A 25,992-nucleotide genomic window follows, 5' to 3' on the forward strand; every position below is an offset into this window, starting at 1 on the left:
AAGTTTTACTACCGTATGCGCAATGCGGGTCATCATTTCAATCATAAGCGAGTGCATCGGGTGTATGTTCAGATGGGACTTTCTATTCGTAGAAAGGCTAAAAAACGTCTTGTGGCTAGAGTAAAAGAGCCCTTAGAAGTTCCCCAAAGCTTTACTCAAACTTGGAGCATAGATTTCATGAGTGATGTTTTGAGCAATGGGCGTTCATTCCGAAGCTTTAATGTGATAGATGATTACAATCGAGAAGTACTTTTCATAGAGACAGACTACTCGCTCAAGAGTAGTAGGGTGATTTATATTCTTCGTCATTTGGTGAACAAATATGGCAAGCCTACTAAGATTCGAATGGATAACGGACCAGAATTTGTAGCAAAGCTATCGCAAGAATGGAGTCAGATGAATGACATCGTTTTTCACTATATTCAGCCAGGGAAACCAACGCAAAACGCCTACATTGAGCGATTTAACCAAACTTACCGCAGACATGTATTAGATGCTTATGTGTTTGATTCTTTGGAGGAAGTACGCCAAGAAACAGATCTATGGCTGAGGGACTATAATTTCGTTCGCCCGCATGTCTCTTTAGGTGGTATGAGCCCAGTAGATTATAGAATGAAAAAACAGAACACCCTTCTTGGGCTTCGTTCCGCTACGCTACACTCAGCCCAAGAAGGGTTAAAAACATAATCAAAGTAGACAGATTATGTATATTTTTAAACTGTACTAAAAATGGGAAGCCGACAAATCCTCTAAGTCCAGAACTGAAATGTCTCCATTCAGATATTTGTAAAATTGAATTTTATTGTTGTCTGAAATTATACTCATAGTATGGATGCCAACGAGCGTATAATTACCATACACTCCTTTTTTAAATTATTTATGGCAGTTATATTTCATGTGTATGAACCTATTTTAGCTTTTCGTTTCAGTATATTTCTAAGAATAAGTATTTTTCTAAATGTCCAATTTACCTAAAGGGCTTCTATTTGATTAAAACAGGTAATCTCATCGAAGTGAATAAGTATAAACAAGCAAAGTTGTTTTAAAAGATATGAGTTTAGCTTTTGTGAAAAATGAAACAGCTTGACTAAATGTGACCTAGGTTAATAACCTACTTTTATTGATTCTTGATTCTCAAAATACTATATCTTATGGCTTCTTCATCGTTTTGAATATAGTTTTCTTTTATCATAAGTGTGTTATTATTGATCCATTTGGCGTCTTCTATTCCTTTGGTTTTGAGCGCAACTTCTGCATGTTTAATAATTTTATGATCTTTGATTTCGAATAACATAAAACCATTGTAATTGTATTGGGCAATTAAATCGGAAGATACACTTATAAGCCACTTTTGGTCTGGCGAAATAATTGGAGTGCTTACCAAATCTACTTTTTCTCCCGTATTTTTATTTACTAGAGTAAACATTCCTCCTTCATAAAAATTTACCTTAAATACCCAATAGGGCAGATTTTTAACAGAACCTACATATTCATAAATGACAAAATTGTCAGAATTTTCATTGTCATTGCCAGAAAGCACAAGCTTCTCATTGCCATCTATATCTTTAGCATACCAATTCAAACCCTCGTGCCGAAGTCCAGAACTGTCAACAACATGAAAGGATTTAGTTGGGTACTGATTGTAATTTTTTTTAGTAGATGGCTCAAAAGTAAATGTAAATTGCCCTGATTGAATTTGACGCTCGTTGGTATCGGTTGATGCTAAAACTTGGGCTAGGACTTTAGAAGAATGATTTACTGTTGAATCGGTATTTGTATCAATAGTATCATTCTTTCGAGGTCCGCAATTCCAAATAAAAAATAGAGGAAATGATATAACTAGCAGGTTGAGTAAAATCGGTTTTGAACGCATGAGATAGATATAGAATAAGTTTTTGAGGTAACTATTAAAAATATTTCAAAGATATAGGTTTACACAGTATTTCAAAGCTTATACATAAAATTAGCCACAAGCTTTTATAGATTATTCATTCTATAAGAGCTTGTGGCTAAATAACGAATCGTATAAGCTAACCCCTAATGCCTTACCCCTCAAGCCTCTTTCCTAAATCTGTTCGGAGTCATACACAATTACCTTCTCCCAAAGGTGTGAATAGTCCTCTACAAATTTGAGGTGAATAGGGTGTTTTTGATAGATTTCTTCTTCTTCCAAATTATCAAAAAATAACATCCAAGATACCGAATACCCTCGCTCAATTACACTGCGGTTGGTACTTGCAGGTGTACCGATATGATGAAAACGAATGGTTGGAACTTTCGATAATCCTGTCAAACCTTCAATGAGTTTGTTTTTGTCGGCCTCACTTGAGGGGTTTTTTAACCAAAAATAAACATGATGGATAAAGATTTTTTTCTTGGGTTTAGCTTCTGTATGTAGGGCAACTGCTGTTAATGCCGAAGCTGTTGCAGCTTTGGTTAAGAATGAACGTCTTTCTAATTTTTTCATGATTGTGTAATGTTTTGAAGTGATGAGCTAATAAAATGTATATTTCCATTATGCTCTTTATTGATAGATTAAGCTTTTTGTTTACTATTTAATGTTGATTATAAGTAGTTTATCGTAATTTTTATGCTGAAATACTAAAACTTTGATACAAAACTACAAATGATTTTTTCTAGATAATGGTAAAAATCCATTATATCTTGGTAGATAATAAGTAAAATTTCAACAATTCATGAAACGCTATATTTTACATACTTCTTTCAATATTTATCGTTTTGAGGTCTTGCAATGGGAACATTCAGTGCATAAGCATACGTATTTTGAAATTATTTTTATTCTGCGAGGCGAGGGCGTTCATAATCTCAATGGCAACTCTTTTGCCTATAGTGAAGGAGATGTGTTTTTAGTAGGACCAGAAGATTTTCATGATTTTGAAATAGCGACTCTGACTGAGTTTTGTTTTATTAGGTTTAATGAATCTTTTTTGAAACAGCAAGCTCATGATGGCAATACTTGGCAACAGATTGTAGAAACCTTGCTTTACACCTCCTCGCAAAGCCGTGGCTCGATTGTCCATGATTTAGTGGAAAAACAAAAACTCCATCATTTATTACAGGTACTTGAAAGCGAATATCAAAACCCTGAATCTTCGTATTTTGAAATTATTCGAGATAACCTTATGCGAAGTATGATGATGATTTTAGCGAGAAATTTATTAGGACAAAGTTCTGCCTCAATTGCCTCAAACGATTCGGTGGAGGCAATTTTACGCTATATTAAACAGCATATCTATCAACCCGATTTTTTGACAATCGAGCATTTGGCTGAGGTTTTTCATTATTCTCCAGCCTATATCAGCATTTTCTTCAAAAGACATACAGGCGAGCCATTGAAGCAATATATTACTAAGCTAAAAATGAGTTTAATAGAAGCACGGCTACAATTTAGCCAGCACTCTTTGACCGAAATAGCAGATGAATTTGGGTTTACAGATGAAAGCCATTTTTGTAAACAATTCAGGAAATATACAGGGAAAACCCCGACCGCCTTTCGGAAAAAACGCCTAATCTCGTCTTGAAATAAAGCTATTTATCCAGACTTTACCCCATAGAATTGGAGTATAAAAATAGGTTTTCCTCTTAAATTTAAGACGGAAGAGCATTTACTTACCCCTTGTGCTTGTTCTCTGTTTTCGGATTTACCCAATTTTCACTCTTAAAATCAATTCTAAAACTTTGAAAAAAATCGTTTCTATTCCCTGTATTCTTTTAAGTTTAGCCAGTTCTAGCTTTGCTCAAACAGGAAGTGTGGCAGAACCTGTGCGTTTTGTCGGTGCTCAAACCGTAGATCCTAGTGTGCACGAAGGTCGATTACGATATGCCATTGGTACCGAAAACCGTCAGACAATGCGTGCAAACCGTACTCATCCCGAATATGCAGATGGCTTTGGCTGGACATACAACCATGCTTCAAATCTTTGTTACTGGAATAATACGTTTTATCAGCAGTATTTGAGTAACCCAGCCGACGAGCATGTAGCTCCTGGTCAAACCTTAATCATTAAATCCAAAGATGGGCGCCATTGGGAAAAACCTGAAGTGGTATTTCCTCCTTATAAAGCTCCAGAAGGCGTGAAAATTCCTGCGGGTTATCATGGCTATATGATGCACCAACGTATGGGGTTTTATGTTGCTCCTGATGGTCGTTTGTTGGTATTGGCGTTTTATGGTCATACCGACGATCCCTTCGGAAAGGGTGGTATTGGTCGTGTAGTGCGTGAAGCCTACAAAGATGGTTCTTATGGACCAATCTATTTTATTCGTTACGAAAGTGAGGCTAACTGGAATGAAAGTAATACATCTTATCCATTTTATAAAAAATCTACCGACATAGGTTTTGTGACCGCCTGCGATGCTTTACTGAAAGATAAACTAAAGACTTTTCAATGGTATGACGAAGACCACGGGATAGATGGTTTTTATAATGGAAACAAGTCTGGACAAGCTTTATCATACTATCATCGTAAGGATGGCAAGGTGGTTGCTCTTTGGAAAAAATCCTTAGTTGCACTTTCGGAAGATGAAGGCAAAACATTCTCTGAACCAATAAAAGTACCTACTTTTTTGATGTCAGGTGGTAAACAATGGGGGCAAAAGACTGAAGATGGTCGTTATGCGATTAGTTATAACCCTATCGAACAAACTCAGTATCGTTTTCCATTGGTAGTAGTTACGGGCGAGGACGGGATTTTGTATGACAATATGCTTCTGATTCAAGGCGAAGTGCCTGTGCGTAGATTTACGGGTCGTTGGAAAGATTTTGGTCCATGTTATATGCGTGGTATTGCAGAAGGAAATGGTAACCCTCCTGGCAATGATATGTGGATGACTTATACGGTAAACAAAGAAGACGTATGGGTGAGTCGTACCCCTGTGCCTGTACAATATGCGGTAAAGGGTCTTGTCTCAGATAATTTTGATATATTAGACTCAGAAGGAGCTATTCCTAATTGGAATATTTATGCACCTAAATGGGCTCCAATTGAGGTAGTAAAAGCTCCCAATAGAACAGGAAAAGCCTTACAGCTGTCGGATACCGATTTGTATGATTATGCTCGTGCGATTAGGGTATTTCAGGAGGGTACCAAAGCACATACTAGCTTAGATATATTTGCAGATGCTACCAATACAGGAAGACTAGAAATAGATTTGACGGATCGATATGGGAATCGTCCTGTAAGAGTACGTTTCCATGAAAATGGACAAATAGTTGCTACTGATGGGAGTACTGAAAAAGTCCTTTTGGCGTATCAGAAGGGACAGTGGTATAAAGTAGAGATTTTGACAGAAGCCAACCTACATGGTAAATATACCCTGTTGATTAATGGAAAAAAGGTTTTAGAAAATGCTCAGTTGGCAGAGTCAGTGAAGTCGATTGAAAGATTATCGTTACGCACAGGAACTTATCGTAATTTTCCAACTCGTCAGACTCCAAATGAAACTAATGAACCACCGCTGAAAGATGCCGACGAACCATGTTCGCCAACAGTATTTTATGTAGATAATGTAATTTTAAAAGGAAATTAAGACATATATTCATCAAAAAGGCTACCAAATTTTGGTAGCCTTTTTGATGAATATATGAATGGAATAATCAGATAAACTCTTATGACCTAGAATTTTACTGCGCGTTTGGCAGGGAAATACGAGGCACATAGTGTCATAATGATTACAACGATTGCAGTAAAAAAGAAATCATTAAAGCGCATTTCTACAGGATAGGCATCTACCAAAGAACCCACAATACCCATTGACACAAAACCATAAACTTCCTGAAGCCAACATATCGTAAAGCCTAAAATCAAGCCTACCAATGCACCACTAAATGCTACAATAGCACCTTCGTACAAGAAAATACGTTTGATTACATTTCTCGAAGCCCCCATAGCACGAAGAGTTTTGACATCTGGTTTTTTCTCAATAGCCAGCATCGAAAGTGAGAAAAAGATGTTAAAGCTGGCAATACCAATAATAAATGAAAGTGTAAGGAATACAAATAGCTTTTCGATTTTGATGGCACGCAATAAACTGGCGTGTTGCTCGTCTTGGTTTTGCACAACAAAATCCTCTCCCAACAAGTCCTGAATTTCACTTTGAATTTGAGGAATTTGTTTAGGGTCTTTCACTTGTATTTCCAATGAAGTGCGCTTGTTGCCATATTCAAATAGCTCTTGAGCAAAACTAAGAGGCACAAACACAAAATTATTGTCATATTCTTGTTCAATAGCAAAAATACCCGTCGGTAATAGGTTCAAACGATTGAAAGCATCTGTCGAATTAAAATCGATAGTTTTACTATGATTGTTACGAGGATACCACGTTTCGAGGGGATAAAAAGCATCTACATCAATACCAAGGGTAAAAGCTACACCAGAGCCAACAACTGCATAAGAAATGCCTTGACCGCCTAATTTTAGCTCACCGTCAATAATACTTGATTTGAGGCGTTGTTGCTTGAGAAAATTGTCATCAACTCCTTTTAAAGTTACCACCATTTGGGCTTCTTTATATCTAATTAAAGCACTTTCTTGGATTACTTGCGTAATGGTATTTACGCCATTTACAGCTTGAAGTTTGGCAAGAAAGGCAGGAGTGCATATAAAGTTTTTCCCTTTTTTAGCACTGATTTTCAATTCGGCATCGAAAGTACGAAAAAGTCCTTTTTGGAAAGCCTCTAGTCCATTGAACACCGACAAAACAATCACCAACGCCATTGTACCAACGCAAACGCCGAGCATTGAAATCCAAGAAATAAGAGAAATAAAGGAAGTCTTTTTTCGAGCAATGAAATATCGTTTCGCAACAAAGAAAGGCAAATTCATGATAGAGTGCTCTTAGAGATAAAATAAACAAATAGAGAAGAAAATTTGAATAAAAAGAGGTGGAAGTGCTAAAACGTAAATTTCATTTCTTAAAATTCACGTTTTAGTCTTGTGATTGTACTTTCAAAATTAGTAATCCATCATTCCACATAATATTGTTTAAAACCCAATATTAATCCTCAATCTCTTCACCTTCTTTCAAAGGTGGAATGTCTAAGCTCGAAATCAAGCGATCCATTTTGGCAGCATATTCGGCGGTGTCGTCCAAAAAGAATTCTAAATCAGGAATAATACGAGCTTGGTGACGAATTCTTTGTCCCAAAACGCCTCTGATTTGTTTAGTTTTTTCACGAATCTCCTGCATCAAACCTTGTTTGTCGTTGGCAAGCATAAAGCTTAGGTAGATACGTGCAATAGATAAATCTGGAGTTACTTTTACATCAGTAATAGTGATAAAAGCATTACCAAAAGCATTACGCATATCTTTTTGAAAAATCTCACTCAAATCTTTTTGAATCTGACGAGAAAATTTTTGTTGTCTTTTCGAATCCATTTCCGCTAGTCTTTACAAATTGGCATATTTTGCCTTCTATGAATAAATAAACCAATAGCACTGGTTATCATAGCGATTTTCTGAATGTGCTATTGTAATATTACTGCAAATTTCGGGAATTTAATTTGATTAACCGTAATTTCGTGGAAAATACCTTTCAATTAAAGTAGCAGTTATGTTAAGTTTTTTCAGGGTAAATGCCCTCTACCAAATATTTAGTTTATTAATATTATTAATTGTTTCTCGCTTACCTATCTTTCTTAATGGGGCGCCAGAGCTAATTCCCGAATTGCAATGGATGCTTGTTGGGGAGCAAATCAACAAGGGTTTTGTGATGTATTCTGATATTTGGGATAATACTGCACCTTTGTCTGCGATGGTATATGCTGGTATCGATAGCATTGTTGGGCGTTCGCCAATTGCTTATCAATTTTTGGCATTTTTTGTAGCCGCTTTTCAGGTAATTTATTTCAATGTTGTGATTAATAACAGGGATATTTTTCCGAAAAGAACCTATTTGCCTGGTTTAATGTATGTTATCTTTTTGAACATTTCGATTGACTGTGCCACGCTTTCGCCTGTGCTTATGGGTACAAGCTTTTTGCTTTTGGCTTTTGGAACAATTGTCAAACAGGTTAATCGACTTGAAGCTACCGACGAAGTGTTTGAATTAGGCTTTTTGATTGGGGTTGCTACACTGTTTTATCCTCCAGCGTGCGTTTTTATTTTGTGGGCAATCGCTTCATTATTATTCTTTAGTGGTGCTACTTTGAGACAGCATTCATTGGCTATATTTGGTTTCTTGTTTCCTTTATTTTTGACTGGGCTTTTCTTTTATTTGGATGGTACTTATGATGACTTTTTCCAAATCTTTATCTCATCGGTATTCCAAATTCGTCAGTATAACCTCAATGATTTTCGTACTCTGATTGCTACCTTATTCTTGCCCTTTACTTTTGCTATTTTTGGTTTTTTGAGATTAGTTAATGCTACAGGGTTTGTCAATTTTCAGCTACGTTGCCAGCAAGTAATGATGCTTTGGGGGGTGACAGGATTTCTTTCGATTGGTTTAATGCCCTTTTTGGCTCCAATGCAGTTTATTATTTTTGTGCCAGCTTTGGCATTTTTTGCGACAAACTTTTTTAGTAGTTTCAAAAAACAATGGATGGCCGAAATGCTGTTTATGGGTAGTCTTGCTGTAATGACTTTCTTTTATTTTCAAGGAGCCAACGATAGTGATGAGTCTTTTGCGAAACTAAATAATTTGAAAATTAAGAGAAATAGCTCTTTTCCCTTCAAAAGTAAAAAAGTGTTGGTTTTAGGAAATGGAATGGAGGAGTACTTAGATAACTATGCTGCCACGCCTTATCTCAACTGGAATTTGGCCAAATATGAATTAGAAAACTTAGATAATTACGAAAATGTGATAAGTATCTTAAGAAATTTTGAAAAAGATACGCCAGAAGTCATTATTGATAAAGCGAATTTAGTGCCTAAACTTTTTAAAAGAATCCCCGCACTGGCCCGTCGCTATCATGCCGATGGCAAAGGAGTATATCTATTGAATTCGTGAAAAATAGCGTTGTTTTATTTATTTTAGTTAAATTGATATTACAGTTTCAACGATAAAAGCATTTGCTGTACGAAAATGTCGAAATATATCAATCCATACACTGATTTTGGATTCAAAAAAATATTTGGAGAAGAGGCAAACAAAGACCTTCTAATTGACTTTTTGAATCAACTGTTACCTCCGCATCATCAAATTGCAAATTTGCAATTTCGAAATGGGGAAGTTATGGGAGAACTATCTCAGGATAGGAAAGCTATTTTTGATATTCATTGCCAGTCTACAGAAGGAGAAAGGTTTATCGTTGAAATGCAAAAAGCAAAAGTTAATTTCTTGAAAGATAGGTCTTTATTTTACGCAACTATTCCTATTCGAGAACAAGCTAAAAGAGGTGATTGGAATTTTAAATTGACACCTATCTACATGATTGCTATTTTGGACTTTCAGTATGATGAACAGGAAGAAATACAAAAGTTTTTAAGATCTGTGAAATTGAAAGATCAAGATGGAGATGTATTTTATGATAATTTGACTTTTAAGTTTATCCAAATGCCTCTGTTTGATAAGGACGCTTCGGAATTAGAAACACATTTTGACAAGTGGATTTACTTTTTGAAAAACTTAGAAACATTCGATTCTATTCCTCATATTTTAGAAGAAGATATTTTTGAAAAAGCCTTTAGTGTTGCTGAATTAGCCAAAATGACTCCTGAACAATACGAGCAATATCAAGAAAGTTTACTGACTTACATTGAAGTGAAAGAGGTAGTGAAAACTGCTGAAGAAGAAGGTCGGAAAAAAGAAAAAATATTAGTCGCTCAAAAAATGAAACAAATAGGCTTATCTATTGAGCAGATTTGTAATATAACTGGCTTAAGTGAAAAAGAAATAAAACACATAATAAGCTAGGTTATTTCTTCTTAAGCATGAGTCATCTTGAATTTTAGAATTTGGGTTATTCTTCAAATTTTCATCAAAAAAGCGTTCGGAAATTATTTTCCGAACGCTTTTTTGATAATATATTTCAAAATGACACCTCTTTAGACGCAATGCATTGCATCTCTACTAATATTTAAAAAGAATAATCACTCAATCAATCACAAATCACTAAATTAAGGATACCACTACCTTTTTCTACCTCTCAAATACTCTTCCATTTCAGATAGACTCAAAGCATTAAAAGTCATATCTGCTGTTAAGCCACCTTTGCGTGCATTGGCTACACCAAAGTGCATATCAAAATAACCTTCTTTTTCGTGGGCATCAGGATTAATAGACAGCTTGACGTTTTTCTCTAACGCATATTGAATATATCTCCAATCCAAATCCAAACGATATGGACTTGCATTGATTTCAATTACTACGCCATTGGCAGCACAAGCGTCAATCAGCTTGTAGTGGTCGACAGGGTAGCCTGCTCTGGATAATAATAACCTTCCAGTTGGATGTCCCAAAATTGTTGTATAGGGATTTTCGATGGCTTTTATCAAACGATACATGGCCTTTTCTTCGGTCATTTTCAGGTTTTGATGCACGGACGCTACGATATAATCAAAGCTCTTTAAAACCTCCTCATCATAATCCAAAGAGCCGTCTCCCAGAATATCTGATTCAATTCCTTTCAAAATCTTAAAAGGTTTGTCGCCTTGTGCGTATTGCGCATTAAGCAGATCTATTTCGGCATGTTGTTCAGCAACACGGATTTCGTTCAGCCCTCTGGCATAGGATGCAGTTTTTGAGTGGTCTGCAATACCTAGATATTCAAAACCCAATTCACGGCAATAATTGGCCATTTCTGCCAACGTATTTTTACCATCAGAATAAGTGGAGTGATTGTGTAAAATACCTTTTAGCGAATCCCAAGTTACTAATTGGTCGTTACTATGTTTTTTTATCCAGTCAAACTCAAATTCTCCCTCACGCATTTCTGGAATAATATACGGAATACCTACTTTAGCATAAATAGCCTCCTCAGAGTCAAAAGTTTGACTTTGAACGGTTTGATAAATATGATGTTTGGCTAAATGCTTTGGCGAAGCACTGAATATAAAGCCTTGATTAACAAATTGTTTTTCAGGGCAAATAATCACTTCGATAGGAATCTGTTTGCCTTCGATATTGCCACGCCAAGTAAATGGTGACGAATCTTTTTCGTTTTGTTGTAGGGTAGGAGTAGCGTTGAGTAATTGTTGTACCTCCCAAGGCTGGTCGTGTCCTACCACCAATTGAATAGACTCAACCACTTCATTTTTACGACGAATATCTCCAACAATTTGAACGTGCTCAAAAACGGGCTCAATAATATCTAGGATAAAATCGGCAATTTCTTGCCCTTTTTCCATTCTTAGTTTACCCGAATTGGACTGATTATAAAGAATAGATTGTTTGATACTTTCTTGAATTTTGTCTCCAAAACCTTTGAGTTTGGCTACTTCGCCATTTTCGCAAGCTAGTAGTAGTTCACGAGTATCGGTAATCCCCAATTCCTGCCAAATCATGCGCACTTTTTTGGGGCCTATTCCTTTGATTTTGAACATCTCCAAAATACCCTCTGGAGTTTTGTTCAAAAGGTCGTTCAACTCAGAAAGTTGTCCTGTGGTACGAATTTCTTCGATTTTTGAAGCAGTACTTTTTCCTACCCCTTGAATAGCCGCCAATTGAGCTATAGGAGTAGTGATAAAGTCCTCAGTAGCTTTGTCTAATGCTCGGATAGCAAAGCCTAGGTTCTTTATTTTAAATTCATTCTCATCATGAAGTTCTAACAACTTAACTGTCAGTTCGAGAATATCCAGAATATCTTGATTGTTCATATCGTAAAAATTAAAACGCAAGGATACTATAAAGTTATGAGGTTTAAATTTTGAATGGCGAGTTTACACTACTTCTTAATACATGTATTGGTTAGATAATTGCTTTTATTCAAAAATAACAAAAGGGTACAAAACAGCGATTGTGTATGTACCCTTTTATTAGAATTTCTCAAGCAATTAAGCTTGTTGATTTGCTTCTTGTTCAGCTAGTACCTCTGCTACTGGACGAAAGTTACCTTTTTTGAGCATTTCATTTTCGGGCTCATAAGGGCATACTTCTAAGATAGTCGTAAGGTTGATATCGGTAATCTGGTAATCGTTAAGATTTCCCAGATTCTTTTTTAGTAAAGTATATACCTCACCTGGGTCATTAGCATTGATAAGCATCATGTGTGCTGTTTTCTTCTCCTTCTGTGATTTTTCATCAAAAGAAATATACTGCACTTTTGCTTTAAACCAAGTTTCGGCATTGTTATCCTCAAAAAACACCTCGCTCAATTTCATTTTAGTAAGGTTGGTAATTTGAAATTCAGGTGTGTTGCTAGCTACAATCTCGAAAACTCTAGCCTCTGCATCGGTGTAAGATACTGCATCAATCAAATACGCTTCGTTGATGGTTTTTAATGAGCCTGCCTCGTCCTCACGCTGGTAACGAATTTTGGCCAAATACCAAGTTGCCATAATTTAATCTGTTTTATTTTTATGCTTGCAAAACTATCAAGACTTTCTTAATATTCCGCTAAGCACGCCACAAACATTTTCGAATGAATCCCACATGTTTAGCTAAGAAGTTATTTTTTTCTTCTACTTCGAACCAATGTCGATTGATGTAGCGTAAATTTGGATATTGGGCTGGGAAATTATTTCAGATTTGCTCATTTTTCATCTCAACTAAGAATCTTATGAAAAAAATAGTACTCGTACTTACCTGCTTATGCGAATTATTTTTGGGGTTTTCACAAAAGAAATCTACAGCAGTTACCTCAACGCTTTACTATCCTGAGGCAAAAGAGTGGCAAATAAAATCTCCTGAGAGCTTGGGTTTGAAACCTGATAAAATTCAGGCTGCAATTGAGTTTGCAAAGTCTCATGAAATCAAAAATCCTCGAAATATGGAGGTTAGCCATTATCAAACTTTTGGTAAAGAGCCTTATGGAATAGGCATAGGACCTTTTGCCGAAAGAGGCGAACCCACAGGCGTAATTATTTATAAAGGATATGTGGTGGCGACTTGGGGTGAGCCCTTGCGATGTGATATGACACATTCAGTAACCAAAAGTTTTTTGTCGACAGTGGTAGGCTTAGCTGTAGAGAATGGACTTATTGGTTCTGTCAATGATACGGTGTATAAATATGTTCCTCCGATTGAGATTTATGGAAGTCCAGTTGCTAGACCAGCCGAGGATTATGGTAAGCCCGAATTACTCAAGCCATTTGATACGCCACACAATCGTAAAATTACTTGGGATCATTTGTTGCGTCAGACGAGCGATTGGGAAGGAACACTTTGGGGTAAACCCGAGTGGGCAGATCGCCCAAGTGCTAATCCAGCAGAATGGACTACTCGACCACGTAATACGCCAGGTGCAGTATATGAGTATAACGACGTACGAGTAAATGCCTTGGCATTGGCGGCTACTAGTGTTTGGCGAAAACCGTTGCCACAGGTACTCAAAGCTATGGTTATGGATCCAATTGGTGCTTCGAATACATGGCGCTGGACGGGATATCGTAATTCTTGGATTGTACTAGACGGACAGCCTGTACAATCGGTAAGTGGAGGCGGACATTGGGGTGGAGGTATGTTTATCAATGCCTATGATATGGCCAGATTTGGGTTACTTTGTTTAAGAAAAGGTCGTTGGAAAGACCAACAACTTATTTCGGAAAATTGGATTAAACAAGCTTTAACTCCAACATCGGCCGAACCAACGTATGGATATATGAACTGGTTTTTGAATACAAATCAAAAGCTTTTACCTAGTGCATCATCCAATGTGTATTATCATTTGGGCAATGGCACCAATATGGTCTATGTTGACCCAGATCACGACTTGGTGATGGTGGTAAGGTGGATTGATAATAAATCTTTAGATGGAATAGTAAAGGCAGTATTGGAAGCTTTTTAAGACTATAAAAAGTTTGTTTAGAAAATACTCAAAAAAATATAGTGAGTAAAAATACTTATTTTTAAAAGAGATTCTTTTTTATTTATAATCTCCCATTTAAAAAGTACTATAAAATTGCTATTTTCAAAATATTGTTTGGTAAATCAATTTTGAAACAAAATATAATTTTAATAAATTAGGTTTTGCGTTCTGAACAAAACACTAAAAGAAAGCCTATGAACTTTAGCTTCAACAATTACAATACAGAAGGATTTTACGATGAAATGTTCGATGCAGAAGGAAATGTACGAATCGGATATGAGGCCTTCAAAGAACGTGCCGAGCAATTGGGCGTAGAAGAGTTTCTTCGTCGTCATCAGGCGGCCGAGCGGTCATTGATGGCCTTGGGCATTACTTTTAACGTGTATTCTGAAAACGAAGGTACTGAGCGCATTATGCCAGTGGATATTATTCCACGTGTAGTGGCGGCCGATGATTGGGCAAAAACTGAAAAAGGCTTAATACAGCGTATCACAGCATTAAATTTGTTTTTGGACGATATTTATAACGACCAAAAAATCCTAAATGATGGTGTTGTGCCTCGTGAACTAATCGAGTCTTCCAAAAACTTCTTGAAACCTTGTATTGGGCTAAAACCACCCAAAGGTATTTGGATTCATATTACTGGTACCGATTTGATTAGAGGTGACGATGGACAGTTTATGGTTTTGGAGGATAACCTTCGTTGTCCTTCGGGGGTAAGCTATATGCTCGAAAACCGTGAACTCCTCAAACGTACTTTTCCTGAGGTGCTAGGTAAAACAAGAGTTCAGCCTATTTCGGATTACCCAACGCGCTTGTTGCAAATGTTACAATACATCAGCGACCGCCCAAATCCAACGATTGTGGTACTTACGCCTGGGATTTATAACTCAGCGTATTTTGAGCATTCATATTTGGCACAGCAAATGGGAGTGGAGTTGGTTGATACTCGTGACTTGGTAGTACACGATGGTTATGTAAAAATGCGCACAACTAAGGGCTTCCAGATTGTTGATGTGATTTACCGTCGTATCGATGATACCTTTTTAGACCCACAAACTTTTAATCCTCATTCATTAATCGGTATTCCAGGCTTGATGGATGTGTACAAGGCAGGGCGTGTTGCTTTGGCTAACGCACCAGGAACAGGAGTTGCCGATGATAAGGTTATATATGCTTATGTGCCTCGTATTATCAAATACTATTTAGGCGAAGACCCAATTATTCCAAATGTTGAAACATACATTTGTGGCGAGGACGATGATTGTAAATACGTTTTAGAAAATATTGAAAAATTAGTAGTTAAAGAAGCTAACGAAGCAGGTGGTTATGGTATGTTGATTGGACCGAAATCTACTAAGGAAGAGCAAGAGTTGTTTAAGAAACGTATCAAGGAAAATCCAAGAAATTATATTGCACAACCAACAATTTCATTGTCGCGTGTGCCTTGTTTTATCGATGATCATACCGAAGGTCGCCATGTAGACTTACGTCCGTATATTCTCTATGGAAATGGTGTACAGGTAATTCCAGGAGGTTTGACTCGTGTGGCATTGCGCAAAGGTTCATTGGTTGTTAACTCTTCGCAAGGAGGAGGCTCGAAAGATACGTGGGTGCTTTACTAAAATAGTGAGTTGTAATAAGTATAAATTTAGGGTGTGTATGGAATAAAATTAACTTTGATTTTGCCCAATACAAACCCTAAATTCTAAATAATTAATAAAAATATAATACGCCTTTTACCTTAAGTCTGTATTTTTTGTGTAGTATTTACTACTTGAATCTATACTATTACTTCCCCTGAAAGTTAGCAGGTCTTTTCTGTAAAAATGCTGATACTCCTTCTATAAAATCATGGCTTTGTACCGCTTGATCTTGGTGAATTGCCTCAAGTTCCAACATTTGTTCTAGCGAAGAGTGTGAAGACTGATTCAACACTTTTTTGATTAAACCAATCGCCTTGGTTGGTGCTTTGGCATATTGTTGCGCTACCCCTTCTAAGATTGCTCTAAACTCATCTGCTGGTACTACTTTTGATACCAAACCTAAATCCAAACACTCCTGAGCGCTCAAACGTCTGCCTGTAGAACACAATTCAAAAGCCCGCTGTGAGCCTACTATTCGTGGTAAGAAATATGATGACCCTGCATCAATAATCAACCCAATACTGACAAAAATCTCTGACATAGCTGCATTTTCTGAAGCTATCAATATATCACAAGCCAAAGCTAGCGAACATCCTGCGCCTGCGGCAATTCCATTTAATCCACCAATGATAGGTTTGGGTGAATTGCGCATAGCTAGCACCATCGGATTATAGTTTTTACGAAGAGATTCACTTGGTAATTTTATATCACCTAAACCTTCTTTTAAGTCTGCTCCAGAGCAGAAAGCCTTTGTTCCTTCTGCCGTTAATACAATCACACGAACGATAGTGTCTTCGGAAGCGGTATTGACAGCTTTGGTGATTTCTTGAATCAAGGCAGGATTTAAGGCATGATATACCTCTGGGCGATTGAGTGTGATGAATGCAATGGCATTTTTTACTTCGTATTTTAGTAATTCAAACATAAATTTTCTGTTAAAAAGGTTTTACAATCAATGTTTGAAGTTCTAAAAAAATAATTTGTTATGCAAGCATACTATTTGATTTTAGTTTTGACATAAATATAGTAATTAGTCTCAGTAGTATGTTTTCTATAACAGCAGTAAAGTGGCAGATAAGCTAATAGCTAAGCCTAATGCTACTCCTGCAATAATTTGAGAGAGTGTATGTGCTGCTAATTGTAATCGAGCAGAGAGTAAAAAACCCGCTAAAAGGATTAGAACGGTGAGTGTTATAAACAAATGTGCTTCTGGAAAATGGATGGAGATTCCTAAAATGGCACCTATTGTACCCGATATACCAACAGCATGAGCGGATATTTTCCAATACAAACTAATAAAAGATACTATTGCTATAGAAAATGTAATACTGCTCATAAGCACAGCAACTTCAGGAAATTGTCTAATGGATTTTGTATAAAATGCGGTGATAATGGTATAAATAATCACAGTGAGCAAATAGGGCAAGCGTCTGTCACGAAGTGTTTGCATATCAAGTGTTTTGATATAGCCTAAACGATAAACGAAATAAATAGTGAGAGCAGGTACAAGAAAAGTTTGAAGAAATATGAGAATCAGAAGTCCCAATTTTAGACTGAGCATTCCAACTTTTGCCGCACCGTTAAAAAGTTCTAAGTTGGCGATGGCAGTAGGTGCTTGATAAAAAACAATCCCAAACAACAAGGTTGGCATAACTAAGGGATGGAGTACAACTGAAAGGATATATGCGAGACGAGAGTTCAAAGTCGAAAAAAATAAAAGTGAATGATAAATAATTTTCTTGCAATAGCAAATTTAAAACTATTCATCATTCACTTATGATAGATTCGAAATTAAAGTTGTTTACGAAGGCGGGCCACTGGTATATTTAATTGTTCTCGATACTTAGCTACCGTTCTACGGGCAATATTATAACCTTTTTCGTTTAAGTATTTTTCTAGTTTATCATCCGAAAGTGGGTTTTTCTTTGGTTCATTTTCAATCAACTCTCTCAAGATATTTTTCACTTCACGACTTGAAGCATCTTCGCCAGATTCGGTCGAAATACCTTCTGAGAAAAAGTATTTTAATAAATATAAGCCAAATTCTGTTTGTACAGATTTGCTACTAGCTACCCTCGATACAGTAGAAATATCCATCTCGATTTCGTTTGCAATATCTTTCAAAATCATTGGCTTGAGTTTGGATTCATCGCCTGAGAGAAAAAACTCTTTTTGATAATCCACAATTGCCTGCATGGTTTTTAGAAGTGTTTGCTGGCGTTGTTTAATAGCGTCAATAAACCATTTAGCCGAATCTAGCTTTTGTTTAATAAAAGTTACAGTTTCTTTAATGGATTTATTGTTTTTATCGCTTTTATCATAGGTTTCGAGCATCTCGTGAAATGAAGTACTCACACGCAATTCAGGTGCATTTTTTGAATTCAAGAAAATTTCCAACTTCCCATTGTTATTCGTCAGGATAAAGTCGGGCATTAAGAACTGCGTCACACTCGAATCATCATCCGAAGCTCCAGGTTTGGGATTCAATTTAGTAATCAACGAAATGGCGTCCTTCATTGCTTCATCGCTGATATTGAGTCGTTTCTGTATTTTTTCGTAGTGCTTTTTTGAAAATTCCTCAAAGTACTCATCTATTATACGTATAGCATCTTGTACACGCGATTCACTTTGTGATTTACGGTCTAGTTGAAGAAGTAAACATTCTTTTAGGTCTCTGGCTGCTATACCGGCAGGGTCAAATGTCTGTATGGCACGCAGAACCTCCTCGACTTCTTCAATGCTGGTATAAACACCTTGTGTAAAAGCAAGGTCGTTTACGATGGCCTGCAAAGGACGTCGAATATAGCCATCGGCTTCAATAGAACCGATGATTTGTTTGCCAATAGTTTCTTTTGTTTCGTCTAACCGAAGAAAACCGAGTTGAGTATTGAGATGGTCTGTCAAGCTCTCCATCATCATAATGGGCATTTCTTTATCTTCTTCCTCACCACCGTTTCCATCACCCTGCATTTTGTAGCCATTGTAATCATCATGAAGATAAGAGTCTATATCTAAATCTCTATCTTCATAATCGGCAAACTCATCCTCGTTAAAATCATCGAATTCTTCGTCAAACTCATCCTTCTGCTCTTGAACATCATTGTCCATCTCCATGCCTTCTTCTAAAGCTGGATTTATCTCAAGCTCCTCTTCAATTCTAGCCGCTAGCTCAAACGTTGGGATTTGTAAGAGCTTTATAAACTGAATCTGTTGTGGTGATAGTCGCTGCTGAAGCGACTGGTTTAAGGATAGTTTTTGCATATTTTATGAGTTGTAAGGATTACTGTAGAAACATCCATCAAGATTGGTATGAGGTTTGATGACGGTCTTTCGCTTCACCCTCTATCAACAATCTTGCCAAATTGTTGTATAAAAATAATTAAGATGTTTGATAAATCCCAAACACAAATAATCATTTAGAGTAAATGGTTAAAAAACAAATACTTATATTTTAATTTTTTTTTCACCCTTTTATGAAAAACTTATGAAAAGTAATTCTTCATTCGGTATTTGACAGAATTGTAAGTAATTTTGAATAGTAGGTAACCAAAATGGCAATCCTATTTACTAAAATACCTCCGTATTGAAGTATAAAGAAGATTTATTCAAATACATTTTGTAAAACTAGACAATGCAAATCAAACAAATCTTAGCAGAAGCGGCTGTAGGCTCAGAAATTACAGTAAAAGGCTGGGTAAGAACCAAGCGTGAATCTAAAAACGTTACTTTCATTAATATAAATGATGGTTCGGTTATTCACAATATCCAGGCTGTGGCTGAGGCAGGTGTTTTGAATGAGGAAACTCAAAAACTCATTACTACGGGTGCATGTGTAGCCATTACAGGAACTTTAATCGAGTCACAAGGTTCAGGTCAAAAGGTAGAATTACAAGTAAAATCAGCACTTGTATATGGTACTGCTGACCCTGAGAAATATCCATTACAACCTAAAAAACACTCATTGGAGTTTTTGAGAGAAATTGGTCACTTGCGTCCTCGTACAAATACATTCTCAGCAATACTTCGTGTTCGTCATACTTTGGCTTATGCTATTCATAAATACTTCAACGACAATGGTTTCTTCTATCTTCATACTCCAATCATTACTGGTTCGGATGCTGAAGGTGCAGGCGAAATGTTTCGTGTTACTACGCTCGACCCTAAGAATCCGCCATTGAACGAAGATGGTTCTGTAAACTATAAAGAAGACTTCTTTGGTCGTGAAACAAACCTAACGGTTTCGGGTCAGTTGGAAGGTGAATTAGGCGCTATGGCTTTATCAAAAGTTTATACTTTTGGCCCTACGTTCCGTGCTGAAAACTCAAACACTGCTCGTCACTTAGCTGAGTTCTGGATGATTGAGCCAGAAGTGGCGTTCTATGAATTAGAAGATAACATGGCTTTGGCAGAAGATTTCACTAAATATGTTATCAGATATGCCCTTGAAAACTGCTATGATGACTTGGTATTCTTGGAAGGTCGCTTGAAAGAAGAAGAGAAAAACAAGAAACAAGAAGAGCGTTCTGAATTAGCGCTTATCGAAAAATTGAAATTTGTGATTGACAACGACTATGTCAAGTTGACATATACCGAAGCAATTCAAATTTTGTTGAGCTCAAAACGTCATAAAGAAGGTAAATTCCAATATCCTGTAGCTTGGGGTATCGACTTGCAATCTGAGCATGAGCGTTATTTGGTAGAAAAACACTTCAAAAAACCAGTTATCTTAACCAACTATCCGAAAGACATCAAGGCTTTCTATATGAAACTAGATGAAGTTTCTGATGATGTTCCAGGGCAAACTGTACGTGCTATGGACGTATTATTCCCAGGTATTGGTGAAATCATTGGTGGTTCACAACGTGAAGATAACTACGAAAAATTGGCACAACGTTGTCAAGAAGTAGGTATCCCTATCGAATCTATTTGGTGGTATTTGGAAACTCGTCAGTTTGGTACAGCACCACACGCTGGTTTCGGTATTGGTTTCGAACGTTTGGTGATGTTTGTTACAGGTATGACTAATATTCGTGACGTAATTCCTTTCCCTCGTACGCCAAAAACTGCTGAGTTCTAGGAAATAGTTAGTAGTTATACGTATATCTGTTATTAGAAGATAATCAGAATGATATATCTTGTATGCTACAGAAATAAACAATTTTAAAGGTTGTGTTGATATTTGTAAAAATGTCGACACAACCTTTTTTATTATTCTACATTGGTATTGTATTTCTACCTTTATGGTAAAATGATTGAAAATGAATATCTTTATTTGAGAATACACTTCAAAATCAACATACGCATTTAAACTCTTTTTTGATATGAAAAAAATTATATTAACCTTCTCCATCATCCTAGGTATTACGGCATCTCTATCTGCTCAGTCGGCTGATGAAACTGCTGTGAAAGCGGTAATCGACCAGCTATTTACGGGTATGCAAAAACATGATACCACTATGATTAAAGCGGTTTTTCACTCATCTATCCGAATGCAGTCGATAGGAATGAGTCGTAAAACCCAGCAAATAGAGCTTACAACCGAACACGGAATTGCCGATTTTGTCAAACAAATTGGCTCGCTACCTGCCAGTTTGGCAATTGAAGAAAGATTATTGAGCTATGAAATCAGAATCGATGGGCAGATGGCAACTGCTTGGACGCCTTATGAGTTTTATGCCAATGGAAAATTCAGTCATTGTGGCGTCGATGCCTTCCAGCTTTTCAAAACCCCAGAAGGTTGGAAAATCATCGCACTAGCTGATACTCGTAGAAAAGATTGTGGCAAGTAATATTGAGTGATTGGTGATTTAGTGATTAAAAAATCTAATTCCTTTTTACTAGCTATTAGTCCAGCTTTAAAAAATAAGTTCAAGACTAAGCCTTGAACTAGGCATTTGCCATTTAGGCATGTTAAAGCATTAATTTAGTAGGTCAGTTCAAGGGACTGGCCTTTTTTTAGTTATTTTGCGAGGAAAATATCCATTACCATGAAGCTAACAGAACTACATATCAAAGACTATAATCAATTTGAAGATTTCAAATTAGACCTCACCTATCCTGAAGGACACCGAAAAGCAGGTCAAGCCTTAGATAAAGTATGTTTTATTGGTCAAAGTGGTACTGGGAAGACGAGTTTGATAGAGTTGATAGGAAAAACCCTTGACTCTATAATATCGACATCTCAAAAGGGGAATGAATTTTCCTATACTAAAATAAGTACAGAGTTACAGATTAAATTTGATAATGGTATTGTTGCAACAATTAAACTAGATCATCAACAACCACTTATCTCCTTCATAGGTGAGAAAACATACATGCTATATCTCAGTAAAGCAAATAATCCTCTATCAAACATTAATACTAATAAATTTTACTTATCCAAAATATATTATTTTCCTGATTATGTACCATTACAAAAACAAGTTCTTGATGAAAAAACTTCTTTCAACAAAGATGCTAACTTCATTAATTTCGGAGAGGTAGATTTTAAAGAGAATTGGTCACTAATCAACGACGCCATTATAAAAGACCGTGAACTAGAAATAAAAAATAGTCTTGAAACATCCAAAGCGCTGCAAAATTCAGAATTATCAAATGATGACATTCTTAAAATAAGACAAAACTATATAAACTGGCGTAAAAGCTCACCAAATCCAATTGTCGACCTTGCAGAAAACTTTCTAGATAAAATATTAAATCGCTTTAATCTAAAGGTAAAGACCGAGCTTGATTTTGAGAGGAAAGAAGATATAGAAACTATCAAAATTCAAACTCGTCAAGGCGAGGATATACCTTTTGATGCCCTCAGTACAGGTACAAAACAAGTGATACTTACGGCATTGCCTCTTTATGGTCTAAAACCTGAAAAAGCAATTATTCTTTTTGATGAGCCTGAAAGGTCATTATATCCTGACATTCAAAAAGAAATTGTTGATTTTTATACGAGTATGGCAAAAGATAGTCAATTCTTTTTTGCTACGCACTCACCACTTATTGCCTCCTCATTTGAACCGTGGGAAATTATAGAATTAAAATTTAACGAGAAAGGTAAGGTATATCAAGAGAAATATTATGAAGGAGAGAAACATGTCGATAACTACACTATTAATCCTCAGTATTTGACATGGACAGGTATTTTACAAAAGGTTTTTGACTTAGAACAAGAAAGTAATCCACTAAGAGATAGACAATTGATAGAGTTAGCAACCTTGGAAAGTAAGTTAAAGCATAACTCATTGACCCCTGAAAAGAAAAAGGAAACCTTTGAGAAATATCAAAAACTAGCTACACTATTAAATTGGGAATTGAAATAAGATGAAAAGAATAGACAAATCAGTCATACTATCTACTGCCTATAAAAAATGGGAAGAAAATCTGGAAGCTCATCAGTGTCCACATCCTGCATATAATTCATCAAAAGGAATGTTCTATCATGACATAATCATGAATCTATATCATTGTCAAAATGGATTATGTGCATACACAGAAAAATCACTCATTCTAACAGGTTTAGAAAACCATTGTTGGAATCAACAAGGACGCTATTCAGCAGATTTACCATCTCATTTTGGAGAATTAGAGCACTTTGATGAAAGGTTAAAATCCAATAAAGGTTGGCTATGGGATAATTTATTTATGGTTGATGGAAAAGTTAATCGTAAAAAAAGTTCGAGGGGAGTAAATAATATTTTAAAGCCTGATTTACCAGAATATGACCCCTTTTTATTACTTTCTTATGACCACAAAAAACATATCTTTTTTGCCAATACACAGAATACAGATTTAACAGAAGAAGATATCAATAGCATCAATGATATGATAGATATTCTTGGTATAAACTACGTCAAAGATTGGAGACGAAAGGAAATAACCTCAAGAATAAAAGCCTTAGAATTTGGTCTTGAACCTGCTCCACTTACTGAATATCATACGGCATTCGAAATGACCAAACGAAATTTAGGTTTAGTATAATTGTTAAACCAATACCATTAGACATTATCCCATGATTCAATTCCCTAAATTTTTTAAAAGCCTCAGTTATGCTTTTCAGGGCTTAGGAATGTTGCTGAAAGAAAATAACTTTCGGATACATCTGCTTATCTTCGGTTTTGGGCTTTTATTTGGTTGGTTTTTCGATATTACCGTTACGGAGTGGCTATTTGTGGTATTGGGTAATGGACTAGCTATTGCATCGGAAGGGTTTAATTCTGCCATTGAAGCGGTTGTAGATTTGGCTTCTCCAGACTTTCATCCTTTGGCCAAAAAAGCTAAAGATATTGCTGCTGGCTCAGTTTGGATTACAGCGATGGCTTCTATGATTTGTCATATTATTATCTTTTTGCCTAAAATTATTACTTTTGTAGAAAACCTATTATAGAAGAGGGAGCATAAAATACGCCCCCTTTCTTTATCGCTCATTCATTTATCCATAAAATGCTTATTTCTTCTTTCTCACATTTTTCCAAATAAAAAATCCTCCTAAAAGCACCATTATCACAATTGCTCCTATGGCTAACTTTGTCCAAACTAACGGATTTACATGTTCTTCTTCGGTTATGACTATTAGTTGATTGGCTTTCTGATTTTTGAGTACTTGCTTATATCCTCCCGTCCAATGCACAATGATTTCATCGACCTGAGTTGCATTTCCGAGCCCGAAATGAGCAAAAGTGGCATTTTGTGATAAATGGCTTGACCCTCCTCCGTCTATTTCACGAATTTGATGCTTGCCATTAACAACTATCTCTACTTTAGAACCCAAACCATGCGTTTCGGCTTGAATACCTTTCAAGGCAATTTTTATCCAATTCCCTTTTGCCCCATCATTTCGGTATAAATGAGTGACCGATTCTGCTGGAAAATTGGGTAATACAGGCTTCTGATTAACTACTAATAAATCCAAGTCGCCATCATTGTCATAATCTAACACGACAGAACCACGTCCAAGTCCATAATCATTTACGCCTTTGAGTCCTGCCAAGTCGGTAAACTTACCATTGTTATTTTCGAAATAGAAATCGGCCATTGGTACACAATTGGGATTCAAATCGCCATTGACCACAAACAAATCTAGGTCACCATCGTGGTCAAAATCGGCAAAATTTGCGCCCCAGCTAATTGTAATTGTATTAAGACCCACCTCCGCAGTTTTGTCAGAAAAAGGCTTGCCTGCCCCATTATTGACCATGAACTTATTAAAACGAATATTGGTGAAAAAGTAATCCAACAATCCGTCATCGTTATAATCGCCAATGGCAGTTCCCATCGAATTAATTTTCAAGTCCATCCCTAATTTAGGTGCTACGTCATTGAAATAACTCATAGGATATTGGTTGTCCAATAATAGGTTAGGGGTTTTTTTATACCCAAAATCATGGTTGACTATCAAATCTTGGTCACCATCGTTGTCATAATCTGTAAAAACGCCTCCAAAACCAAAGCCTTTGTGCGAAAGTCCATAGTTTTTATATTCATCTTTAAAACCCTTTCCTTGTTGGTTAATCAGTAAATTTCCTTCTCCAATTTGATTAGCTCCAACAATCATCGAAGCATTGATAGTACTCAAATCGCCAGGGTATTGAGTAAAATAATTTCCTACATATAAATCTGGATAACCATCGGCATTGACATCGCCAAAATTGGCTCCTGTACTAAAAGTGTGTAGTTTACCCAACCCATATTCTTTGGTAGCATCTCTGAAAGTATTGTTTTGGTTATTCAAAAAAAGCAGATTGATTTCTCGCGGAATCACTTTTTTTGTTCCTTTTGACGTAATAGTTGTGATATATAAATCTACCCAGCCATCACGATTTACGTCGGCTGCTACGGCTCCTTGTGTTAAGAACTTTCGGGTTTTGATAAGTCCTGAGCTTAAATAGATATTCGTAAAAGTGCCATTTCGATTATTGAGATACAAAACGTCATTAGCTTTTCCGCCTGCGATAAAAATATCGTCAAACCCATCGTTATTAATGTCTAACACACATGCACCTCCTCCCAAAAAGCCTTCGAATACTTCGAATTGGTGATTGATGCCTGCTTGTATTGAAACATCAGTAAACATTTTTTGCGCTTGCATAATAGTAGTGCTCGCAAGAAACACTAGTCCTAATTTTAGTAAAGGGTTAATCATAGAAATTTGCTTAAAGAGATAAAAGAGAATAGTCACTTGAACGTTGATATGGCTAATGATGCAACTCATCATCAGGCGTATTTCGTCCAGTAGGACACAAAAAGAAAACCCTTGCAATTGTATAACTGCAAAACATAATCTATCCTTAAAATCAGTAGAGCGCCAAAGCTGGCCAATTGAGCATCATGAATGAGCGCAAAAGTCTCATTCAAATATCAAGTAGTATAACAATAGCTCATAGGGATATAGTGGTAGGTGTCAAACTTGAGCTATGTTAGATATTTTA

Annotated in this window: 21 protein-coding genes and 1 pseudogene; 12 read left to right on the plus strand and 10 right to left on the minus strand. The window is 36.3% G+C overall.

Going from position 1 to position 25,992, the window contains the following annotated elements; translation table 11 throughout:
• A pseudogene (locus QM491_RS15180) lies at positions 1 to 609 on the plus strand (IS3 family transposase); the annotation flags it as partial.
• A gap of 508 nt (positions 610 to 1,117) precedes the next feature.
• Here QM491_RS15180 and QM491_RS15185 read toward each other — a convergent pair.
• Both QM491_RS15185 and QM491_RS15190 read right to left on the minus strand, forming a co-directional pair.
• The gene (locus QM491_RS15185; RefSeq protein ID WP_283328334.1) at positions 1,118 to 1,873 is read right to left on the minus strand and encodes a hypothetical protein; all 756 of its coding nucleotides are present in this window, start codon (positions 1,871 to 1,873) and stop codon (positions 1,118 to 1,120) included.
• Positions 1,874 to 2,065: 192 nt separating this feature from the next.
• Complete coding sequence (locus QM491_RS15190; RefSeq protein ID WP_283328335.1) at positions 2,066 to 2,467, minus strand: Dabb family protein; 402 nt, start codon at positions 2,465 to 2,467, stop codon at positions 2,066 to 2,068.
• 229 nt (positions 2,468 to 2,696) lie between these two features.
• Between QM491_RS15190 and QM491_RS15195 the strand changes: the two genes are divergently transcribed.
• Both QM491_RS15195 and QM491_RS15200 read left to right on the plus strand, forming a co-directional pair.
• Entirely contained in the window at positions 2,697 to 3,542 is an 846-nt protein-coding gene (locus QM491_RS15195; protein WP_283328336.1) for a helix-turn-helix transcriptional regulator, read from the plus strand.
• Between the two features lie 157 nt (positions 3,543 to 3,699).
• Positions 3,700 to 5,550, plus strand: a complete 1,851-nt coding sequence (locus QM491_RS15200) for a sialidase/neuraminidase family protein (RefSeq protein WP_283328337.1) — start codon at positions 3,700 to 3,702, stop codon at positions 5,548 to 5,550.
• 86 nt (positions 5,551 to 5,636) lie between these two features.
• Here the strand turns inward: QM491_RS15200 and QM491_RS15205 are convergent, their stop codons facing one another.
• Together QM491_RS15205 and rbfA are read right to left on the minus strand one after the other, a co-directional pair.
• The gene (locus QM491_RS15205) at positions 5,637 to 6,845 is read right to left on the minus strand and encodes an FtsX-like permease family protein (RefSeq protein ID WP_283328338.1); all 1,209 of its coding nucleotides are present in this window, start codon (positions 6,843 to 6,845) and stop codon (positions 5,637 to 5,639) included.
• A gap of 172 nt (positions 6,846 to 7,017) precedes the next feature.
• Positions 7,018 to 7,398: a 30S ribosome-binding factor RbfA gene (gene rbfA, locus QM491_RS15210; RefSeq protein ID WP_283328339.1), complete on the minus strand. Its 381-nt coding sequence runs from the start codon at positions 7,396 to 7,398 to the stop codon at positions 7,018 to 7,020.
• Between the two features lie 175 nt (positions 7,399 to 7,573).
• On the opposite strand from rbfA, the gene QM491_RS15215 reads away from it, so the two are divergent.
• Together QM491_RS15215 and QM491_RS15220 are read left to right on the plus strand one after the other, a co-directional pair.
• Entirely contained in the window at positions 7,574 to 8,971 is a 1,398-nt protein-coding gene (locus QM491_RS15215; RefSeq protein WP_283328340.1) for a hypothetical protein, read from the plus strand.
• Positions 8,972 to 9,046: 75 nt separating this feature from the next.
• On the plus strand, positions 9,047 to 9,877 hold the full coding sequence (locus QM491_RS15220; protein WP_283328341.1) for an Rpn family recombination-promoting nuclease/putative transposase: 831 nt from the start codon (positions 9,047 to 9,049) through the stop codon (positions 9,875 to 9,877).
• A 215-nt stretch (positions 9,878 to 10,092) separates the two neighbouring features.
• On the opposite strand, the gene QM491_RS15225 is transcribed toward QM491_RS15220, so the two are convergent.
• Together QM491_RS15225 and QM491_RS15230 are read right to left on the minus strand one after the other, a co-directional pair.
• Positions 10,093 to 11,778 (minus strand): PHP domain-containing protein, encoded by a 1,686-nt coding sequence (locus QM491_RS15225; protein WP_283328342.1) that lies wholly within the window; start codon positions 11,776 to 11,778, stop codon positions 10,093 to 10,095.
• Between the two features lie 177 nt (positions 11,779 to 11,955).
• Positions 11,956 to 12,459: a DUF4494 domain-containing protein gene (locus QM491_RS15230; protein ID WP_283328343.1), complete on the minus strand. Its 504-nt coding sequence runs from the start codon at positions 12,457 to 12,459 to the stop codon at positions 11,956 to 11,958.
• Between the two features lie 221 nt (positions 12,460 to 12,680).
• Between QM491_RS15230 and QM491_RS15235 the strand changes: the two genes are divergently transcribed.
• Positions 12,681 to 13,907, plus strand: coding sequence for a serine hydrolase domain-containing protein (locus QM491_RS15235; protein ID WP_283328344.1), 1,227 nt, complete (start codon positions 12,681 to 12,683; stop codon positions 13,905 to 13,907).
• A 215-nt stretch (positions 13,908 to 14,122) separates the two neighbouring features.
• On the plus strand, positions 14,123 to 15,553 hold the full coding sequence (locus QM491_RS15240; RefSeq protein ID WP_283328345.1) for a circularly permuted type 2 ATP-grasp protein: 1,431 nt from the start codon (positions 14,123 to 14,125) through the stop codon (positions 15,551 to 15,553).
• 166 nt (positions 15,554 to 15,719) lie between these two features.
• On the opposite strand, the gene QM491_RS15245 is transcribed toward QM491_RS15240, so the two are convergent.
• The 3 genes from QM491_RS15245 to rpoN all read right to left on the minus strand — a co-directional run bounded on the left by QM491_RS15245 (position 15,720) and on the right by rpoN (position 18,835).
• Positions 15,720 to 16,499: an enoyl-CoA hydratase/isomerase family protein gene (locus QM491_RS15245; protein ID WP_283328347.1), complete on the minus strand. Its 780-nt coding sequence runs from the start codon at positions 16,497 to 16,499 to the stop codon at positions 15,720 to 15,722.
• A 126-nt stretch (positions 16,500 to 16,625) separates the two neighbouring features.
• Positions 16,626 to 17,276: a hypothetical protein gene (locus QM491_RS15250; protein WP_283328348.1), complete on the minus strand. Its 651-nt coding sequence runs from the start codon at positions 17,274 to 17,276 to the stop codon at positions 16,626 to 16,628.
• 89 nt (positions 17,277 to 17,365) lie between these two features.
• Positions 17,366 to 18,835, minus strand: a complete 1,470-nt coding sequence (rpoN, locus tag QM491_RS15255; protein ID WP_283328349.1) for an RNA polymerase factor sigma-54 — start codon at positions 18,833 to 18,835, stop codon at positions 17,366 to 17,368.
• A gap of 370 nt (positions 18,836 to 19,205) precedes the next feature.
• Between rpoN and asnS the strand changes: the two genes are divergently transcribed.
• The 5 genes from asnS to QM491_RS15280 all read left to right on the plus strand — a co-directional run bounded on the left by asnS (position 19,206) and on the right by QM491_RS15280 (position 23,951).
• Entirely contained in the window at positions 19,206 to 20,651 is a 1,446-nt protein-coding gene (asnS, locus tag QM491_RS15260) for an asparagine--tRNA ligase (protein ID WP_283328350.1), read from the plus strand.
• A 244-nt stretch (positions 20,652 to 20,895) separates the two neighbouring features.
• The gene (locus QM491_RS15265; protein WP_283328351.1) at positions 20,896 to 21,363 is read left to right on the plus strand and encodes a nuclear transport factor 2 family protein; all 468 of its coding nucleotides are present in this window, start codon (positions 20,896 to 20,898) and stop codon (positions 21,361 to 21,363) included.
• 198 nt (positions 21,364 to 21,561) lie between these two features.
• Positions 21,562 to 22,887, plus strand: a complete 1,326-nt coding sequence (locus QM491_RS15270) for an AAA family ATPase (RefSeq protein ID WP_283328352.1) — start codon at positions 21,562 to 21,564, stop codon at positions 22,885 to 22,887.
• 1 nt (position 22,888) lies between these two features.
• A complete protein-coding gene (locus tag QM491_RS15275; RefSeq protein WP_283328354.1) occupies positions 22,889 to 23,545 on the plus strand; it encodes a hypothetical protein in 657 nt (218 codons plus the stop codon).
• Positions 23,546 to 23,576: 31 nt separating this feature from the next.
• The gene (locus tag QM491_RS15280; RefSeq protein ID WP_283328355.1) at positions 23,577 to 23,951 is read left to right on the plus strand and encodes a diacylglycerol kinase family protein; all 375 of its coding nucleotides are present in this window, start codon (positions 23,577 to 23,579) and stop codon (positions 23,949 to 23,951) included.
• A gap of 60 nt (positions 23,952 to 24,011) precedes the next feature.
• Here QM491_RS15280 and QM491_RS15285 read toward each other — a convergent pair whose 3' ends face one another.
• Positions 24,012 to 25,706 carry a CRTAC1 family protein gene (locus QM491_RS15285; RefSeq protein ID WP_283328356.1) on the minus strand — a complete coding sequence of 565 codons (1,695 nt, stop codon included), beginning with the start codon at positions 25,704 to 25,706 and terminating at the stop codon, positions 24,012 to 24,014.
• Positions 25,707 to 25,992: the final 286 nt, after the last annotated feature.

The sequence above is a fragment of the Flectobacillus longus genome (genome assembly GCF_030056705.1).
GTDB lineage: Bacteria > Bacteroidota > Bacteroidia > Cytophagales > Spirosomataceae > Flectobacillus > Flectobacillus longus.

Coding starts and splice junctions, on each gene's coding strand:
- QM491_RS15185 (WP_283328334.1), bottom strand. CDS start 1,873: ATGCGTTCAAAACCGATTTTACTCAACCTGCTAGTTATATCATTTCCT.
- QM491_RS15190 (WP_283328335.1), bottom strand. CDS start 2,467: ATGAAAAAATTAGAAAGACGTTCATTCTTAACCAAAGCTGCAACAGCT.
- QM491_RS15195 (WP_283328336.1), top strand. CDS start 2,697: ATGAAACGCTATATTTTACATACTTCTTTCAATATTTATCGTTTTGAG.
- QM491_RS15205 (WP_283328338.1), bottom strand. CDS start 6,845: ATGAATTTGCCTTTCTTTGTTGCGAAACGATATTTCATTGCTCGAAAA.
- rbfA (WP_283328339.1), bottom strand. CDS start 7,398: ATGGATTCGAAAAGACAACAAAAATTTTCTCGTCAGATTCAAAAAGAT.
- QM491_RS15215 (WP_283328340.1), top strand. CDS start 7,574: ATGTTAAGTTTTTTCAGGGTAAATGCCCTCTACCAAATATTTAGTTTA.
- QM491_RS15220 (WP_283328341.1), top strand. CDS start 9,047: ATGTCGAAATATATCAATCCATACACTGATTTTGGATTCAAAAAAATA.
- QM491_RS15225 (WP_283328342.1), bottom strand. CDS start 11,778: ATGAACAATCAAGATATTCTGGATATTCTCGAACTGACAGTTAAGTTG.
- QM491_RS15230 (WP_283328343.1), bottom strand. CDS start 12,459: ATGGCAACTTGGTATTTGGCCAAAATTCGTTACCAGCGTGAGGACGAG.
- QM491_RS15235 (WP_283328344.1), top strand. CDS start 12,681: ATGAAAAAAATAGTACTCGTACTTACCTGCTTATGCGAATTATTTTTG.
- QM491_RS15240 (WP_283328345.1), top strand. CDS start 14,123: ATGAACTTTAGCTTCAACAATTACAATACAGAAGGATTTTACGATGAA.
- QM491_RS15245 (WP_283328347.1), bottom strand. CDS start 16,499: ATGTTTGAATTACTAAAATACGAAGTAAAAAATGCCATTGCATTCATC.
- rpoN (WP_283328349.1), bottom strand. CDS start 18,835: ATGCAAAAACTATCCTTAAACCAGTCGCTTCAGCAGCGACTATCACCA.
- asnS (WP_283328350.1), top strand. CDS start 19,206: ATGCAAATCAAACAAATCTTAGCAGAAGCGGCTGTAGGCTCAGAAATT.
- QM491_RS15265 (WP_283328351.1), top strand. CDS start 20,896: ATGAAAAAAATTATATTAACCTTCTCCATCATCCTAGGTATTACGGCA.
- QM491_RS15270 (WP_283328352.1), top strand. CDS start 21,562: ATGAAGCTAACAGAACTACATATCAAAGACTATAATCAATTTGAAGAT.
- QM491_RS15275 (WP_283328354.1), top strand. CDS start 22,889: ATGAAAAGAATAGACAAATCAGTCATACTATCTACTGCCTATAAAAAA.
- QM491_RS15280 (WP_283328355.1), top strand. CDS start 23,577: ATGATTCAATTCCCTAAATTTTTTAAAAGCCTCAGTTATGCTTTTCAG.
- QM491_RS15285 (WP_283328356.1), bottom strand. CDS start 25,706: ATGATTAACCCTTTACTAAAATTAGGACTAGTGTTTCTTGCGAGCACT.